We start from the raw sequence: 17,366 nt of genomic DNA, 5'->3' as shown, positions 1-17,366 counted from the left end.
CGCCACTCCATCCTGGTCCCTACGATCTGCGGCAAGCGCTAAAGTCGAAGGTGAAACGGGCGGCCGCAGCCAGCTCCGCTGCGCTTATTCTATCCAAGGAGTCAAAATTGGCGCGCCCGTTGGGGGCGCGCCATCTCGTTCAGGATGCTCTCTCGAGGATCGCTGAGGCTTCGGAGACAAAGTATTGGCTCGCGTCTTCCGGGGTTCGAGCATCAAAGGCCACTTCCTGGCTGATGCTGGGCAAGAGCGAGAGTTCGATCTCGCCCGAAGACGATGGCGGCGGCGGCGGCAAAGCGCCGAGGAGGTCGCCAAGATTGGTCACGAAGTCCACGGCAGCACGGTTTTCTTCGCTCAGCGTTGGCGCGACCACATCACGCGTGGCCGCAAGGCATGGAACGCCGCGCTCCACGCCGAGAATCTTTGCGGCCTCTGGGTTCGAGACGAAGAAGTTTATGAATTCCGCGGCCTCTTTCTTGCCCTGCGACGTGCTCGCGACGGCAAAGAGTTGCGAGGGTTTGCGATAGTGGCCGCCGCCAACGCCCTTTGCGAGGCGCGGATAGCCAATAAGGCCAAGGCGATCCTGCATCAAAGCCTGAAAGCCCAACAGTTGATTGGAATGCGCGTGAGTGATTGCCGACTTGCCGCTGACCAGCGACGTTGTCTCGAGAGCGCCGGTCGAAAGCGCAGCATTCTCGGCTGAGACGGTTACGCCGGCGTCGCGGAATTCCTTCCACATGGTGAGCCACTGCGTGGCCTCTTCGGCGCCGAAGCCAAGCTGGCCGTCTGCGGTATAAAGGGCGCGCTTTTTCTGGCGCAGCCAGTTCTCAAAGGCGGGCACTGACCCCGAGAAATCCGCGATCATCGTCATGCCGCCGCGAATGTTCGCCTTTGCGAAAGCCTGGCCGGTTTCGAAAATGTCCTCATAATTCCAGTCGTTGGTGGGCAGGTCGATGCCTGCCTCCTCAAACGCTGTCGTATTGACGATAGCGGCAACGGAATTGGCGCCAAGCGAGACCCCGAAGAGCTTTCCATCGACCTTGCCACCATTGAGTTGATCGACGTCAAAGCCATCGAGCTTGAGCTGTTCGCCGACGAATTCATCAAGCGGGGCGAGGGCGCCGCGTTTGGCATATTCGAGCAGGTACTGGTAGTCCATCTGCATGATATCTGGCGCGCTGCCGCCGGCAGTCTGGGTCGCCAGCTTTGGCCAGTAGTCGCTCCCCGACATGAATTCGGTATCGATACTGACGCCTGTCGCGTCCTTGAACAGATCGCCGACGCCATTGGTGCGGTCGGCGCGGTCCTGGCCGCCCCAGAACATAAGGCGTAGGTTGCTCGCTTGTGCGAAGGCGGGCAAGGTCCCCATCGCGAGCCCCAAGCCAAGCGCTGTGCCGCCCATCAAAAAGGTGCGACGGTTGGTTTGAAATTGCATTTTTTCCTCCAAATTGCGGCCCTTTGGGTCCGCATCCCGTAATTTTCGCAGCGCCGTTGTCGGGCTGCGATCTAACGAAAAGTCAGGCGCCAAGGCACGCCTCCAAGCGCCTTGGCTTTTGCTTTACGCGGTCTTTTGCAAGGCGCCTTCGCCGCCGTACCAGTGCTGGGGAATGATGTCCCTTTCAGCATCGAGAAGCTCCTCGATGATGGCTTCGGTATCGGCGATGGAATTGGTCAGCGGGTCGATCAGCAAGGCGCGGCGAAGCAAGGCGCGATCGCCCTTGGCAACGGCTTCAGCCGTCAATTCATGCGTGTCGAGCACCGTTTCCTGAATGGCGCGCAGCCCCCGGGGCATATCGCCCACGGCAATAGGCTTGGGACCGTTCATGTCGAGGTCGCACAGCAGTTCGAGATAGGCGTCGTCGGCCATATTGGGCACGGCGCCATCGTTGAAGGTGTTGATGTAGAAGCGCTTGCCGAGATTACCGACCATGTTTTCGATGATGTCGGTTGCGTGGTCGGCACCATAGCGGGTGAGGAATTGTGAAATGGGCAGATCGCCGGAGATGAACTGATCGATTTCTTCCCACATCTCGCGATGGCGCGCGTAGCGGGCCTCGGTCTCCCACAGGGATAGCGAGGGGATGGCTTCCGCGGTCCTTCCATGCCCCTGCCAGAACCGCACATATTCCTTGGTATGCGGGACGCAGGCCGGCACCTTGCCGAACATCTGGTACAATTGGTAGCCGATGGCATCGTTGTGGATGGCCTTGGCGCCGGTGTCGCCGCCAGCGGTCTCGGTGGCCGCTTTCAAGCGGATGGCTTCGCCGATGTTGGGCATGACGTCCTTGCCGTCATATTCGGCCTTCAGCACCCAGGTGAGGTGATTGACGCCCGCAATGCGCAGGTCAAATTTTTCATCCTGCTCGGGCGACAGCGTTTTGCCCGGTTCGATGATCCCGGCACGTTCGGCATAGTGGCGCTTCACATGCGGCATGTGGAGGCTATCGCAGAGACCAAAACTCTTCAGCTTGGGGGCAAAGCGCTTCAACGCTATTCCGTTCACTGCGGAAGGGTTGATGTAGTTGATCACCCATGCGTCGGGGCAGATTTGTTCGATATCCCTGGCGCAATCGAGGATTTCTGGAAGTTCTCGCATGGCGCGGAAAACCCCGCCTGGCCCGATCGTATCGCCAGAGCACATGCGAATTCCATACTTTGCCGAGATTTCGACATCGAGCCCGCGATAGCGCACCGTGTCCTCGGCAAAGCTGAGCACGACGAAATCTGCGCCGTCGAGAACGGCCCTACGGTCCGTGCTGGCCTCGATCTCAAGCGCCACGCCGGTTTCCGCAACCACCATTTCGGCAAGTATCTTGAGTTTGCCGAGCTTGCCGGCATCGGTATCTACGAGCGATAGCGTGCCCTTGTTAAGGTAGGTTGACTGCGCCATCTGCCAAATTGCCTGGCGTCCAAAAAACAGACTCCCGGCGCCGATGACGACGACTTTCGGATTCGCGACCGACATAAATGCTCCTCGTCTATGCGCCTCAGATCAACCATGAAGGCTGTTTGACGCGCTTCGTTGGGGAGGACACTATCGTGGCTCGGGATCCGCAGTCTTTCAGTTGGTGAGGCTGAGAAAAATGAACAAGTCAGTCCTTGAGATATATCGGCGCCCGCATCGTCTGGTCTTGCCCGAGCTCGTCAGCCTCGGTCGCTACGAAACAACCGAATCCCATTTGGGGGGCGCCCGGCCTGATGGACATGATGGTCTTGAGATCGGCTACCTGGAGTCGGGGTCGGTCGAGTGGTGGGATGGTGAACAGATCGACGAAGCGCGGCCCGGTAGTGTCCTTGTGAATCGGCCGGGAGATTGGCAGGGCGGCAAGAGCGCCATTGTGCACCCCTGCGTGCGCTATTGGCTGCGCTTCGAGTTCCCGTTCACCAGTCTTCCGGGAATGGACCCGGGCGTCGCCGCCGACATCAACCGCGGCCTGGCCTCTATTTCCCGGCACCATTTTCCGGCTTCGAGCCGCTTCTCTCAGCTTTTTACCGACCTGTTGAATCAGCAACGGCACCCGGATGCCTATGCCGAGCAATATAGCCGGTCATTGTTCCAGCAGATCCTCGTGCTGGTGGTCCGGGAACATAACCTCGTCATTGCCGAAATGCCTTCGGAACGCATGGTACAGGTGACCGAATACATGAGGGCCAATCTGCAACAGCCCCTGGCAATCCCCGAGGTGGCAAAGCGCTTCGACCTGAGCCCGGGCTATCTTCATGAACGATTCAAGCGCGAGGTGGGTATTTCTCCGTCGCGTTTCGTTCAGGAGGCGCGGATACGGGAGGCCAAGCGGCGGCTGATCAATACCGATGATGCGGTGACCACGATCGCGCTCGATCTCGGATTTTCCTCGAGCCAATGGTTTGCGACGAGTTTCCGAAGTTTGGTTGGCTTGACACCCAAGGCCTACAAATCTCTTCGGCGTCAGATCCACTCAACTCCCGATCGCTAAAGCACGAATTACGTGATGTCGCGTGGATAAGCCGCTATGTGCCCTGCTGCCAAAAAGGGGCGCCCGTGGGCGCCCCGCCGTCGTCGTTGGGAAACGTTTATTTCGTGCCGCCCCAAGCCTCGGGGTAGGTCGCCATGTCTTCACACCCGCACATGGCGTAGTGCAGCGGCGGCATTTTTTCGTTGATGTACTGGTCGAGCACGTCCTGGGTGATTGCCGGCTGCGGCAGCACCCATTCCGGGCCGGGGACCTGTTCACCCTTGAGCGTCTGGACGGCGGCGATGATTGCCGTGCGCCACTGATAGCTCGGATAGGTCGGGGCAATGCCCTTGAAGCCAAGGTCGCGCCACTTCTGCAGATAGTCCTGCTGGTCTTCGCCGGTGACGACCGGGACATCGACGCCCTGGTCTTCAAAAGCTTCGACGGCGGCAACGGCAGTGGCGCCGGCATCCATCCACACGGCGTCGATGGTGCCGCGCTGCAGATAGTCTTCAACGATGGACTTGGTCTTGGCATTGTCGCCATCGGTGAATTCTTCACCAAGGACGGTCAGGCCCGCTTCCTTGAACATATTGCGTGCACCCGAGGCGCGGGTTTCGAGCACGTCGACGCCGGGCAGGATGCGCAGCATCAGCACTTTGCCGCCGGCCGGCACATTGGCGATGATGTGTTCAGCCGCCTGGATGCCGAAACCATAGCCACCCACAGGGTGAACGAAGGTCACCGGGCAATCGGTGGTCACGCCACGGTCGAAGACGATGACCGGCAGGCCAGCCGCGCAGGCCTTTTCGACCGCGGGCGTCAGGGCCGCGGTGGAGTTTGGCGAAACGATCAGCACGCTGCAATTGCCGCCTGCGAGCAGGTCGTCGATGTCAGCGATCTGCTTGTCGTCCGAGCCTTCGGCATCGACATGAGTGAAGGTGCCGATTTCCGGATGCAGCTTCACTTCCTCGGTCATGTTGGTAAAGCCCACCACACGCCAGGGATTGTTCACCCCGGCATTGGAGAAGCACACCGTCCACGGCGCGTCCTTCTTGTATTGGGCGGTATCGACCATCGCCTCGCCGGCATATTGCAGATACATCTTGTCGGCCGGGCCGTTGAAATTAGCCGTCAGCTGTTCCCGCTGCTTGGCAAATTCGGCCGGATCGTCAAAGTTCGGAGCCTGCGAAAAGGCCGCTCCCGTCAGCATGCCGAATATGGCTGCTGCCACAATAATCTTCTTCACGTCTTCCTCCCTCGTGAGGTTTTCCCACTCTTCCCTCAGGCGACCGGACGGCCGCCTGTTCTTGCTCATCGGCCCGAGCGCTTGCGCTGATAGGTCGCCAGCGCCACCGCGCCGATGAGGATAAGTCCCTGCACTACCAGCCGGACCGGCTGAGCCAATCCCAAGAGGTTGAGCAGGGTGAAAATGGCTTCGAGCGCCAGCGCCCCGGCAATTGCCGCGGGCACCGAGCCGCGCCCGCCGAGCAGTTGCGCCCCGCCAATGACGGCCGCCGTGATGGCCTGCAGTTCAAAGCCCGATCCGATATTGACCGAGACACCGGCCCGGCCGCCAAGAATGACCCCGGCCAGAACCGCCGTCAGCGCCGAAACCACGAAGGCCGAAATCCGCACGCGCTCGACCGGCACACCGGCAAGACGCGCCGCCTGCGGGTTATCGCCCACCGCATGCAGCATGCGGCCGAAATTGGTCCGATGCATGCCCCACCAGAGGATAACCCCGAAGACCACGAGGCAAATCACGGCCACCGGTAGCAGCGTGATGACAGGCACATCAGTGATATTGTAGCGGCCGAAGAAGCGGAACGTATCGGGCAGATAGCCGCGCGGCGCACCGCCCGACCACATGAACGCCACGCCATTGAGCGTGATCATCATGCCCAGGGTCGCAATCAGCGACGGCACCTTCAAATAACTGACCACGAGCCCGTTGATCAGCCCCACGACCGCCCCGATACCCAGCATCAGCGGAATGATCCAATAGGTCGAATTGGGATCGTTGCTGGCCAGCATGGACGAGCCGATAACCGTCAGCGTCATGATCGAGCCGACGCTGAGATCGAATCCTCCCGAAACGATGACATAGAGCGCCCCGCCCGAAAGAATGGCGAGGGCGGTGACGCGCTTCAAAAAGTTCATATAGCCGGTCGGTTCGCCGAAGGCCGGGTTCATGACCACGATGGCCAGGATCAGCGCCACGACCAGCACATAGACCGGATTGATCTTGGGCAGGCCGCGCTTCGGCGTTTCGGTTTGGGGCAGGGATTGCGCGCTCATGCGACAGGCCTCTTCGAACGGGCGGCATAAAAGGCAACGGCAGCCACGATGATGATGCCGCGCAGCACCTGTTTTACGAAGGCATCGACGCCGGCGACGTTGAAGATCGAGTCGATCAGCGAGAAGATGATGACGCCGGCCATGGTGCCCCATATCCCGCCGCGCCCACCGGCCAGAACAGTGCCGCCGATGACGACGACGGCAATAGATTCAAGGTCATAGACCCCTTCGGCCCCGATCCACGGCGCCCCTGAACGCAAGCGCGAGGCGAGATAAATCCCGGCAATGGCGGCGCAGAGCGAACAGATGACATGCGCGCCGATAACGACGCGATCAGTCTTGATCCCCGCAAGCCGCGCCGCATCCTTGTTGCCGCCCACCGAATAGACATCCGAGCCAAAGCGGGAAAAGCGCAGCACGAACCACGCGCAACCGGCGAGCACGAACATGAAGACCAGCGAGAAGGGCACAATGCCCACCGTGCCATAGGCAAAGATCTGGAACTCGGCCGGCACATTGCCGGCGAAGTTATTGTAATAATAGGACAAAACACCCTGGATGATCAGCGACATGCCAAGCGTCGCGATCAGCGGATTGACCTCCAATTTGGTGATGACGAGGCCATTGGCGAGGCCGACGACGGCACCGAGCGCCAGCACCGCGATAACCGCCGGCAACATCATGGCCGGGTCGCCATTCATCACCACCGAAGTGACGACGGCGGAAGCCGAAATCACGCTGGCAACGCTGAGATCGATAGACGCAACCAGGATCGCAAAGGTCTGACCAATCGCGGTGATACCAAGCGTAATCGAGCGGCCAAGAATGGCCACCAGATTTTCGAGCGTCAGAAACCGCGTCTGCCCCATGATGATGATCAAGGCGACATAAAGCGCGACCGACGCCAGCAGCAGGATGGTGGACGCATGGCGCTCGAAGCGGAAGCGGCGGCGCGCGGGCAGGGGCGTATCGCTCATGCGGCCACCCCCGTTTCCCCGGTTGCCGCCAACATCAGTTCGGCTTCGCTTGCCGAGCGGCCAAATTCCCCGGCAATCCGCCCCTCGCGCATGACGATAACGCGGTCGGATGCGCCGAGAATTTCCGGCAGGTCCGACGACACCATCATCACCGCCGTGCCCGCCCGGGCGAGATCGCGCATCAGGTGATAGATGCTGGCCTTGGCATCGACATCGATGCCGCGCGTGGGTTCGATGAAGATCAACACCTTTGGGCGCAACGCCAGCCAGCGCGCCACGATGGCCTTCTGCTGGTTGCCCCCGGACAGGAAGCGCATTTCCTGATCATAGGATGGCGCGCGAACCTTCATCTGGTCGAGCAGCGCATTCATCCCCGCAATATCGGTAAAGCGATTAGCGCCATCGCCACCCACGGCGCTGGCAAAACTACGCGCCGTCAGCATGCCATTGTCGCGCACCGACTGCATCAGAAACAGCGCCTGCGCCTTGCGGTCGCCCGGCAACATGCCGATCCCGGCGCGGATCGCATCACGTGGCGAAGTGAGGCGGACCTCCTCGCCATCGAGCATCATCGTCCCCGACGTAAAGGGCGCAGCGCCAAACAGCGCCATGGCCAGCGGCGTGCGGCCCGCGCCCTGGAGGCCCGCAAAGCCGACAATCTCGCCCGAGCGCAGTTCAAGATTGATATCGCGCAATGCGGCGTTCCCACCGCCCGAAACGGATAGCACCACCGAGCCGATTTCGCCCGGCGTGGCCGGCTCCGGATAATATTCCGAGATATCGCGCCCCACCATGGCGCGGACAATGACATCTGGCGCGGGCACATGATCAAAACTCGCCGTCACCTCGCCATCCCTGATGACCGTGACCCGATTGGCGAGGCGCGTAACCTCGCGCATGCGGTGGGTAATATAGACAATCGCCGTGCCCGCGGCGCGAAGCTGATCGACCAGCGAAAACAGCACCTCGCATTCCGCTTCGTTGAGCGCGGCGGTCGGCTCGTCCATGACGATAACCTTGGCATTGAGCGAAATCGCCTTGGCAATTTCGACCATCTGCTGGCTCGCCACGTCGAGATCGGCCACCAGCGTTTCCGGCTCGATCCGGTGGCGCACGCCGAAAAGTCCCAGCACGCGCCGCGTCTCGGCAACCATGGCTCTATTGTCGATCAGCCCATTCTTCATCGGCTCGCGCCCGAGGAACAGGTTCTGTGCCACCGTCCGCTCCGGCAGCAGCGAAAATTCCTGATAGATCACCGAAATCCCGGCCAGCAGCGCTTCCTGCGGATGCCTGAAATGCTGCTCAACCCCGTCGATCAACACCTCGCCGCTGTCGGGCCGATAGACCCCGGAGAGGATTTTGATCAGCGTCGATTTGCCCGCGCCGTTCTCGCCGCAAAGCGCATGCACCTCGCCTTTGGAACAGGTGAAGGAAACACCGCGCAGCGCCTTCACCGCTGGAAACGACTTGGTAATGCCGCGCATTTCGATGGTTGGAACATCACTCATGCGGCGATTTCCCGCCCGGCCGCGTCCCATGTGTCACGGATGAAAGCCGCGCTTTCGGCAAACAGCGTATCGTAATCGGGAAACAGCGGCCGCCAGACACGCGTCGCCGCGGCAATAGCGGGCAGACCCGCCCCAAAAGCCTCCAGCGTCACCCAGCCATCATAGCCCGAGCGCCGCACGGCCTGCATGATCGAGAGAAAATCGATATGCCCACGCCCGGGAATGCCGCGATCATTCTCCGAGATATGGACAATCCCGACATGCGGCGCGACGGTTTCGTAGGCCTGAACCTGGTTCCGGTCCTCGATATTGGCGTGAAACGTGTCGTACATGATCCGGCATGCGGGATGGTCGACCCGCCGCGCATAGTCGCGGCATTGGGTGGTGGTGTTGAGAAAATAAGTCTCGAACCGATTGAGATGCTCGAGGCTGAGATAAATGCCATTGGCCTCGGCCCGCGTCGCCAGCGCCCGATGCGCCTCGGCGCCATAAGAAAGCTCGCTCTCGGTCGGCCCAAAACCCGTAAAATGCCCGATCGGCGCATGGATCGGCCCGCCGACGCTTTGCGCGCCAAGCGCGATGGCGCAATCGAGCGCCCAGTCGAGATGCTTTTTGCCCCGTGCGCGATTGTCCCGATCGCTTGAAATCGGGCTGGCATCGGGGCTCGGCACTATGGAGGTCGTGCAGCGCTCGAGCCCTATGGCATCCAGTTCTTTCGCCAGCCAGGCATAATGCGATGGCTCGCCGGAAAGAACCGGCACCTCGACGCCATCATAACCCAGCGCCTTGATCTGCCGGATTGCCGGCAGATGCGCTTCGGTCACGAAGTCGGTCAAGCACAGCAGATTGATGCCGAGCTTCATACTCTTCCCCTCACACTGGACCCTGGCGCCGCCGCTCGCACCCGCCTTGAGGCACGTACAACAATTGTTGCACCGCACCCCGCCAGCGAATTTCGAACGCGGCAAAAACCGGCTCCAGTCAAAACTCCTCTACGGCCCGTTATGTCAGTCTGGCTGTCTTTATGACGGCTCTAGTTGACTTCCGGGCATCCGATTCTCTAGGTTCATGGCCAGGAGGCGAACGCTGTGATCATTGCGCAATGCAAGTGAGCGCGCGTTCGAATGAGAACACTGGTAGAATTTATACATGGGGAGGGGACCATGAACGCAGAAGCCCGTTTGCACGCTCTGGCGCGTCCTGCCGTCTTCACCGAGCCCGGCGCGCTCATGTATGCCGGCAATTGCGCCGACCTTTATGAGGCCTCGCTCGCCGGCAAGGTGACACTCAACGCCTGGACCCGCCGCAAATATCCCGGCAAACCGCTCGGCGATGCGCTCCCGCAGGTTCTGTCCGTCGGCGGCTGGGACGCCGCGCGCGGTCAGGACTGGGGCCTCAAGGAACACTGCAACGAGGGCGTCAAAATCGCCTATCTGGCGCGCGGCTCCATGGTGCTGAAAGTCGATGGCCAGCGCCACGAACTGACCGAGGGCCAGATGTTCGTCGTGCGCCCCTGGCAATTACACCAGTTCGGCGATCCCCATGTTTCGGCCAGCCAGATCATCTGGGTTCTCTTCGATGTCGGCGTCCGCCGCCCGCATGAAGATTGGCTCTGGCCCGATTGGATGGCCTGGCCCGAGCGCGATACCGAGCGGTTGACCAAACTTCTCTCCCGCAACGAGCAGCACGTGCTCACCGCCAGCCGCGACGTCGGCCGCAGTTTCCACGACATTGCCGAGATCGTCGCCGGTCACGATGTCGCCGGTAACGAAACTCGCCTGCGTCTGCTGATTTCGCTGATGCTGCTGCAATTCATGGAGCAGCTGGAGCGCCAGGCCCCCATGCTCGACGAAGATCTCGCCAGCTCCAAGCGCACCGTGCAGATTTTTCTCAATCGCCTGCCGCACGCGCTCGACGAAAACTGGACGCTCGAAAACATGGCCGCCGAATGCAGCCTTTCGCGCACCCAGTTCTCCCAGCACTGCCAGGCGCTCACCAACATGACCCCGGTGCGCTACCTGCAAATGGTGCGGCTCGAAGCGGCCAAGCGCTGGCTCAGCGAAAACGCCGATGCCAGCGTGACCGAAGTCGCCCTCGAATGCGGCTTCTCCTCAAGCCAGTATTTCGCCACCTGCTACAAACGCCGCTTCGGCTTTTCCCCGCAGGAAACAAGACGAGAGCAGCGCGCGGCTTAGAGCGCAGGTTTAACCCCACCAGTAGCCCCACCCGCAGCCCCACAAGTAGCCCTCATGGTGAGGTGCGAAGCGCAGCGTAGCCTCGAACCACGAGGGCGTGCCCCGATGTTTCAGCGGCACGCCCTCACCATGAGAACCGCCCTAAGCCCGCTCCTCCCAGACCCGCGCCAGTTCCACGATCGTGGCCACGGCCTTGTCCATATCCTGCCGGCTGATCCACTCAAGCGGCGAGTGGAACGCATGCCCACCGGCAAAAATATTGGCCGTGGGCAGGCCCATGAACGACAGCCGCGACCCATCGGTGCCGCCCCGGATCGATCCGCGCACCGGCTCCATCCCCGCCCGTCGAATGGCCTCCACGGCGTATTCGACAATCTCAGGATTTTTGTCGAGCACCTGCTTCATATTGCGATATTGCTCTTTAATCGCAACACGATAGCTCGACCCCGGATAGAGGGCGATGACAGCCTTGGCGATCCCGTCGATCATGGCTTCCTTTTCCTTGAGCCCCACCTCGGTGAAATCGCGCACGATCATCGAAATGACGGCCTTTTCCATCGACCCCGTCACCCCGACCGGATGAACGAACCCCTCGCGCCCCTCGGTGCCTTCCGGCGATACGTCATGGGGAAGCCTCGCAATGATCTCGCTCGCGATCTTGATCGCATTTTCCATCCGGCCCTTGGCAAAGCCGGGGTGCATGGCGACACCGGTGATGGAAATCTCCAGCCCATCGGCTGAAAACGTCTCGTCCTCGATGGTCCCCGCAGTTTCGCCATCCATCGTATAGGCAAAGCGCGCCCCGAGCTTTTCGAGGTCCACCTTGTCGACCCCGCGCCCGATTTCCTCGTCCGGCGTGAACAACAGCTTGATCACGCCATGCGGAATGGATTTGTCCTTAAGCAAGATTTCCGCCGCCGTCACGATCTCGGCAACCCCCGCCTTGTCGTCCGCCCCCAGCAGCGTCGTGCCATCGGAGGTGACAATGTCATTGCCGATCTGATTGGCCAGTTCCGGATGCTCCGAAACCCTGATGACGCGGCTCGTGTCCCCCGCCAGCACAATATCGCCGCCCGTATAATTGCGAACGATCTGCGGCTTCACGCCCGTGCCGCTAAAGTCCGGCGCCGTATCCACATGCGAGCAGAAACAGATGACCGGCACGTCCTTGTCGGTGTTCGTCGGCACCGTCGCATAGACATAACCATTGCCGTCCATTTCCGCATCCGCAAAGCCAATCGCCAGCAGTTCGTTCACCAGTAAGCGGCTCAAATCCTTCTGCTTTTCCGTCGACGGCTGGCTCGGCGAAGTGCCGTCCGATTGAGTATCGATCTGCACATAACGCAGGAAACGGTCGAGAACGGTATCGGTCATGGAAAAGCTCATCTGCAAAAGAAAAGTCGCTACTTAGTTGGCGCTCGGACCCACGCGCGCCGGATCGAGCCGCGTCGGCCGGTCGTGCAGGGCCAGCGCTGTCTGCCGCGGCGCGGTCCGCGCGATCACCCGGCCACCCTTGATCACGGCAATGCGCGTCGCCTTGAGCCGAATGGCTTCAATAGAATCCGCCGCCTGCAACAGCACCATATCGGCCTTGTTGCCAACCTCGACCCCATAGCCCTCAAGATGCATGATCTTCGCCGGCCCGCTCGTCACCGCGTCAAAACACTGCCGCATCGCATCGCGGCTGGTCATCTGCGCCACATGCAAACCCATCGACGCCACCTCCAGCATGTCGGCCTGACCCAGCGAATACCAGGGGTCCATCATGCAATCCTGCCCAAAGGCGCAGGTAATGCCATAGGTCAGCATTTCGGGAATGCGGGTCATCCCGCGGCGCTTGGGATAGGTGTCGTGCCGCCCCTGAATGCCGATATTGATATTGGGATTGGCCGTCGCCGAAACATCCGCCTCCGCCATCAGCGGCAGCAGCTTTGAGACATAGTAATTGTCCATGGAATGCATCGAGGTCAGATGCGAGCCATTGACCCGGCCATTGAGCCCCAGCCGCTGCGTTTCATAAGTCAGCGTTTCGATATGCCGGCTCAGCGGATCGTCGGTTTCGTCGCAATGGAGATCAACCAGCAGCCCGCGTTTCTCGGCAATCTCGCACAGCGCCTTCACGCTCGCCGCGCCATCGGCCATGGTCCGCTCGAAATGCGGAATGCCGCCGACCACATCGACACCCATGTCGAGCGCACGATTCAAGAGGTCAATCGCACCGGGATAGCGATAGTAGCCATCCTGTGGAAACGCCACGAGCTGCAGGTCAATATAATGCGCCACGCGCCGCTTCACCTCCAGCAGCGCCTCGACCCCCAGCAACCGCTCGTCGCAAATATCGACATGGGTGCGAATGGCGAGTAGTCCCTGCGCAGCCGCAAGGTCGCAATAGTTGAGCGCTCGCTCGACCACGGCCTCCTGGGTCAGCAGCGGCTTCAATTCGCCCCAGATTTGAATGCCTTCCAGGAGCCGCCCGCTTTCATTGAACCGCGGCTGCCCCAGCGACAGCGTCGCATCCATATGAAAGTGGCAATCGACAAAAGGCGGCGCCACCAGCTGCCCATCGGCATCGATCACCTCGCCCGCCTCGCCGCCAAGATTGGCCTCAATAGCAGCGATCTTGCCCCCCTTGACCCCGATATCGACGTTTTTGCGCCCATCTGGCAGGGTAGCATTGGTGATTTTCAGCTCGAACATTTTTATTCCTCAGTCATTTAAGTAGCCCTCATCCTGAGGCGCCGCGAAGCGGCCTCGAAGGACGAAGGCGTGGCACATTGTTGCGCCTCTAATGCCGCTGCCCCTTGGTCCACGGCTGCAACAGCGCCCGCGGATAGTCCGCCCGCCGCGCCACCAGGATCAGTGCCACGATGGATAGCAGATATGGCAGCATGAGGAACACCTGACCCGGCACCACCTGACCGATCTGCGCCTGCAACCGGATTTGAAACGCGTCGAACGCCCCGAACAGCAGCGCTCCCAGCAACGCCTTGCCCGGTTGCCACGAGGCAAAAACCACCAGCGCAATACAAATCCAGCCCCGGCCATTGACCATGCCGAAGAAGAACGCATCGAATGCCGACATGGTGAGAAACGCCCCACCGAGCGCCATCAACGCCGACCCGGCAACCACCGCGCCCACCCGCAGCCCAACGACCGAAAGCCCCTGCGCCTCGACCGAGGCGGGATTGTCGCCCACCGCGCGAATGGCGAGCCCCAGCGGCGTCCGATAAAGCACGAGCGCCACCAGCACCACAAAGACCAGCGCCAGAAATGTCAGCGGCGTCTGCTGAAACAGCGCCGGGCCGATGAACGGCAGATCGGAAAGCCCGGGAATATTGAGCGGCTGAAACGCCGCAATGCGTGGCGGCGAAGTCACATCGGGCAGGGCAGTACGATAGGTGAAATAGCTCACGCTGGTCGCCAGCAACGTAATGCCAATGCCCGACACATGCTGCGAAAGGCCGAGAATGACCGTGAGAAACGCATGCAGCAACCCGAACAGCGCCCCCGCCAGTGCCGCCACCAGCACGCCGCCCCAAAGCCCCGCGCCGAGATAGACCGCCAGCCACCCCGCCATTGCCCCGGCAACAAAAATCCCCTCGATCCCGAGATTAAGCACGCCCGCCCGCTCGCAGATCAGTGCGCCAAGCACCCCGAAAATCAGCGGTGTCGCAATACGAATGGCGGCAGCCCAGAAATTGGCGGAGCCCAGAATGTCGAACAGCGCATCCATGGTCAGGCCCCCACTTGCCGGCGTTCGAATTTGACGCGGAACCGCAGGAAGAAGCTACCGACCAGCACGCAGAGCAGCGACAAGGCCACGACGAGATCGGCGATATAGCTCGAAATCCCCGTCGCCCGGCTCATTGAATCCGCGCCCACGAATACGGCGGCCACAAACACCGCTGATATCACCGTGCCAATGGGCGAAAGCCCCGCCAGCATGGCGACCACAATGCCTGAATAGCCAAAGCCCGGCGACAGGTCGGCGGAGAGATAGCCCTTTACGCCGGCCACTTCGCCCACCCCGGCAAGGCCCGCCAGCCCGCCCGAAATCAGCGCCACTTTCAGCATGGTGGCATCGACCGGAATACCGGCAAAGCGCGCCGCCGCCTTGTTCTCGCCCACGGCGCGAATTTCAAAGCCCAACACGGTTTTCCGCACCATCAACCAAAGGATCAGCGCCGCGACGACGCCAACGATCAGCCCCCAATGCATCCGCAACCGCGGCAGCAATTTGGGCAGCTTTGCCTCGGCGATCAGCGGCACCGACTGTGGCCAGCCCATCGATAGCGGGTCCTTAAGAACGCCCTCGACCAGCATCTGAATGAAGAGAATGACCACGAAATTGAGCAGCAGGGTGATGACCACCTCGTCGGCCCCAAAGCGCTGCTTGATGATCGTGGGGATCACCATCATCAACCCGCCCGCCAGAAAGCCCGCGATCATCACGGTAGGGATCATCAAAGCGGGCGGCAATTGCAGCAGGCCGCTGCCGACGCAGACGGCCGCCAGCGCACCAATATAAAGCTGCCCCTCGGCCCCGATATTCCAGAGTTTCGCGCGGAAGGCGACGGCACAGGCAAGCCCGGTCAGGATCAGCGGCGTCGCCCGGTTGAGCGTTTCGCTGAGCGCAAACATCGAGCCAAACGCGCCCTGAACCATCAGCCCATAGGCCTCAATGGGCGAGCCACCGGCGGACAGCACCGGAATGGCCACCAGCAGCAAGGCGACAATGCCGGCCGCAAGCGACACGGTGAGTTTCAGCCCGACGGATGCGTGCTCCCGCGGTTCCAGTCGAAAGCTCATGACGCAATCCCCACGGGCGGCCGGGCCTGTCCGGCCATCATCAACCCGATCGTGCCGCGATCGAGCCCTTCGCTCGGCCCCGCGTCGCTCAATTCACCGGCATGCACCACGACGAACCGATCCGCGAGCGCAAAAAGCTCGTCGAGATCTTCCGAAATCACCAGCACCGCGGCGCCCCGATCCCGCGCCGCCAGAATACGCCGATGCACCTCCGCCTGCGCGCCGACATCGAGCCCGCGCGTCGGTTGATTGGCGAGAATGACGCGCGGTTCGCGCTCCAGCACCCGCGCCAGAATAAGCTTTTGCACATTGCCGCCCGAGAGCAGCCGCGCCTCGGCATCGGGACCGGGGCAGCGCACGTCATAACCGGCAATGGCCGCGCTCGCCCGCTCCCGCATCGCCTTGCGGTCGAGCAGACCCATCTTCGAAAATGCCGGGCTCCGCACGTCCTCGATGGCGATATTGTCGGCGACGCTCATGGTCCCGACGACGCCATCATGCTGCCGGTCCTCGGGCATGCGCGCCACCCCGGCCATCACGAAATCGCGCGGGCTGGCCTTGGCAACGGCCTCGCCATAAAGCCGCATCGTGCCGCTCGTCGGCACCGCGAGCCCCGAAATCAGCGCCGCAATGCCAGATTGTCCATTGCCGGAAACCCCGGCCAAGCCGACAATCTCACCCGCCCGCAGTTTCAGGCTGACCCCGCTCAGCGCCTGCCGCCCGCCAGCGTGCAGTGACACGCCGTCGAATTCCAGCAGCGTTTCCCCTGGCAGCGCCGGAATGCGCACCACCTCGGCCACGGCCTTGCCCACCATCAGGTCGGCAATCGCCCTCCGATCAGCATCTGCCGTCACCAGTTCGCCCGCCTTGGTCCCCCCGCGCAACACCAGAATGCGATGCGATACGGCCAGCACTTCCCCGAGCTTATGCGAGATGAAAATGACCCCGAGGCCATTTGCCGCCAATCTCCGCAGCACCACGAACAGCCCCTCGGCCTCCTGCGGCGTCAACACAGCGGTTGGCTCATCAAGGATCAGCACTTTCGCGTCGCGATAGAGCGCCTTCAAAATCTCGATACGCTGCTTTTCGCCCACGGTCAGGTCAGCTACGCGCCGGTCGAGATCGACGTCGAGCCCACTCTCGGCAATGATCCTTTTGACCTTGGCCCGCGCGTCACCTTCGCGCCCAAACGACAGCAGCGGCTCCGTCCCCAGCCGGATATTGGCAAGCCCCGACAGGTTCTCCGCCAGCGTAAAATGCTGATGCACCATGCCGATCCCGGCCTTCAGCGCCGCGCCCGGCGAACCCGGGGGCAAGGCTGCCAGCCCCCCGTCGCCCAGCACCAGCACATCCCCCTCGTCCTGCACATAGTGCCCGAAAAGGATATTCATCAGCGTCGTCTTGCCCGCGCCATTCTCGCCCAACAGCGCCAGAATTTCGCCCCGATGCAGATCGAGTGAAATGGCATTGTTAGCGATCAGGGGGCCAAACCGCTTGGTGATATTGGTGAGGGACAGGAGCACTGGGGTATCGGTCATGATTGGTGCTCCAGAGGGATGGTCGGGACTTGGTGTTTGCCGTCACCCCCTCCCAGCCTCCCCCATCAAGGGGGAGGTGCTGGGCTGGCGGTTGGTAGCAGATCGC

The 17,366-nt window shown here is 61.5% G+C and carries 14 protein-coding genes; 2 read left to right on the top strand and 12 right to left on the bottom strand.

What is annotated here, in order from left to right; all coding sequences use genetic code 11:
* Positions 1-139: 139 nt before the first annotated feature.
* Together ASD83_RS06280 and ASD83_RS06275 are read right to left on the bottom strand one after the other, a co-directional pair.
* Positions 140-1,432 (bottom strand): ABC transporter substrate-binding protein, encoded by a 1,293-nt coding sequence (locus ASD83_RS06280; protein WP_056308926.1) that lies wholly within the window; start codon positions 1,430-1,432, stop codon positions 140-142.
* Between the two features lie 123 nt (positions 1,433-1,555).
* Positions 1,556-2,962: a glycoside hydrolase family 4 gene (locus ASD83_RS06275; protein WP_056308924.1), complete on the bottom strand. Its 1,407-nt coding sequence runs from the start codon at positions 2,960-2,962 to the stop codon at positions 1,556-1,558.
* A 118-nt stretch (positions 2,963-3,080) separates the two neighbouring features.
* On the opposite strand from ASD83_RS06275, the gene ASD83_RS06270 reads away from it, so the two are divergent.
* Positions 3,081-3,953, top strand: a complete 873-nt coding sequence (locus ASD83_RS06270; protein ID WP_056308923.1) for a helix-turn-helix transcriptional regulator — start codon at positions 3,081-3,083, stop codon at positions 3,951-3,953.
* Positions 3,954-4,050: 97 nt separating this feature from the next.
* Here ASD83_RS06270 and ASD83_RS06265 read toward each other — a convergent pair whose 3' ends face one another.
* The 5 genes from ASD83_RS06265 to ASD83_RS06245 all read right to left on the bottom strand — a co-directional run bounded on the left by ASD83_RS06265 (position 4,051) and on the right by ASD83_RS06245 (position 9,581).
* Positions 4,051-5,181, bottom strand: a complete 1,131-nt coding sequence (locus ASD83_RS06265; protein WP_244489114.1) for a substrate-binding domain-containing protein — start codon at positions 5,179-5,181, stop codon at positions 4,051-4,053.
* A gap of 65 nt (positions 5,182-5,246) precedes the next feature.
* Positions 5,247-6,233, bottom strand: a complete 987-nt coding sequence (locus ASD83_RS06260; protein ID WP_056308919.1) for an ABC transporter permease — start codon at positions 6,231-6,233, stop codon at positions 5,247-5,249.
* Entirely contained in the window at positions 6,230-7,210 is a 981-nt protein-coding gene (locus tag ASD83_RS06255; protein ID WP_056308917.1) for an ABC transporter permease, read from the bottom strand. The genes ASD83_RS06260 and ASD83_RS06255 overlap by 4 nt, the downstream gene beginning before the upstream one ends.
* Entirely contained in the window at positions 7,207-8,718 is a 1,512-nt protein-coding gene (locus ASD83_RS06250; RefSeq protein ID WP_056309930.1) for a sugar ABC transporter ATP-binding protein, read from the bottom strand. The genes ASD83_RS06255 and ASD83_RS06250 overlap by 4 nt, the downstream gene beginning before the upstream one ends.
* Positions 8,715-9,581 carry a sugar phosphate isomerase/epimerase family protein gene (locus tag ASD83_RS06245; RefSeq protein WP_056308916.1) on the bottom strand — a complete coding sequence of 289 codons (867 nt, stop codon included), beginning with the start codon at positions 9,579-9,581 and terminating at the stop codon, positions 8,715-8,717. The genes ASD83_RS06250 and ASD83_RS06245 overlap by 4 nt, the downstream gene beginning before the upstream one ends.
* Positions 9,582-9,881: 300 nt before the next feature.
* Between ASD83_RS06245 and ASD83_RS06240 the strand changes: the two genes are divergently transcribed.
* A complete protein-coding gene (locus tag ASD83_RS06240; RefSeq protein ID WP_056308913.1) occupies positions 9,882-10,913 on the top strand; it encodes a helix-turn-helix transcriptional regulator in 1,032 nt (343 codons plus the stop codon).
* A gap of 141 nt (positions 10,914-11,054) precedes the next feature.
* On the opposite strand, the gene pepT is transcribed toward ASD83_RS06240, so the two are convergent.
* The 5 genes from pepT to ASD83_RS06215 form a co-directional block, all read right to left on the bottom strand.
* Positions 11,055-12,287, bottom strand: a complete 1,233-nt coding sequence (gene pepT, locus ASD83_RS06235) for a peptidase T (RefSeq protein ID WP_056309928.1) — start codon at positions 12,285-12,287, stop codon at positions 11,055-11,057.
* Between the two features lie 33 nt (positions 12,288-12,320).
* Positions 12,321-13,610, bottom strand: a complete 1,290-nt coding sequence (locus tag ASD83_RS06230; RefSeq protein ID WP_056308911.1) for an amidohydrolase family protein — start codon at positions 13,608-13,610, stop codon at positions 12,321-12,323.
* A gap of 88 nt (positions 13,611-13,698) precedes the next feature.
* Entirely contained in the window at positions 13,699-14,646 is a 948-nt protein-coding gene (locus ASD83_RS06225) for an ABC transporter permease (protein WP_056308909.1), read from the bottom strand.
* 2 nt (positions 14,647-14,648) lie between these two features.
* Positions 14,649-15,722, bottom strand: coding sequence for an ABC transporter permease (locus tag ASD83_RS06220; protein ID WP_056308907.1), 1,074 nt, complete (start codon positions 15,720-15,722; stop codon positions 14,649-14,651).
* Positions 15,719-17,260 carry an ABC transporter ATP-binding protein gene (locus ASD83_RS06215; RefSeq protein ID WP_056308905.1) on the bottom strand — a complete coding sequence of 514 codons (1,542 nt, stop codon included), beginning with the start codon at positions 17,258-17,260 and terminating at the stop codon, positions 15,719-15,721. The genes ASD83_RS06220 and ASD83_RS06215 overlap by 4 nt, the downstream gene beginning before the upstream one ends.
* Between the last annotated feature and the right edge of the window lie 106 nt (positions 17,261-17,366).

Origin of the sequence: Devosia sp. Root685 (assembly GCF_001427875.1) — a bacterium.
Classification (GTDB): Bacteria; Pseudomonadota; Alphaproteobacteria; order Rhizobiales; family Devosiaceae; genus Devosia.
This window is presented reverse-complemented; position numbering and strand designations above follow the sequence as displayed.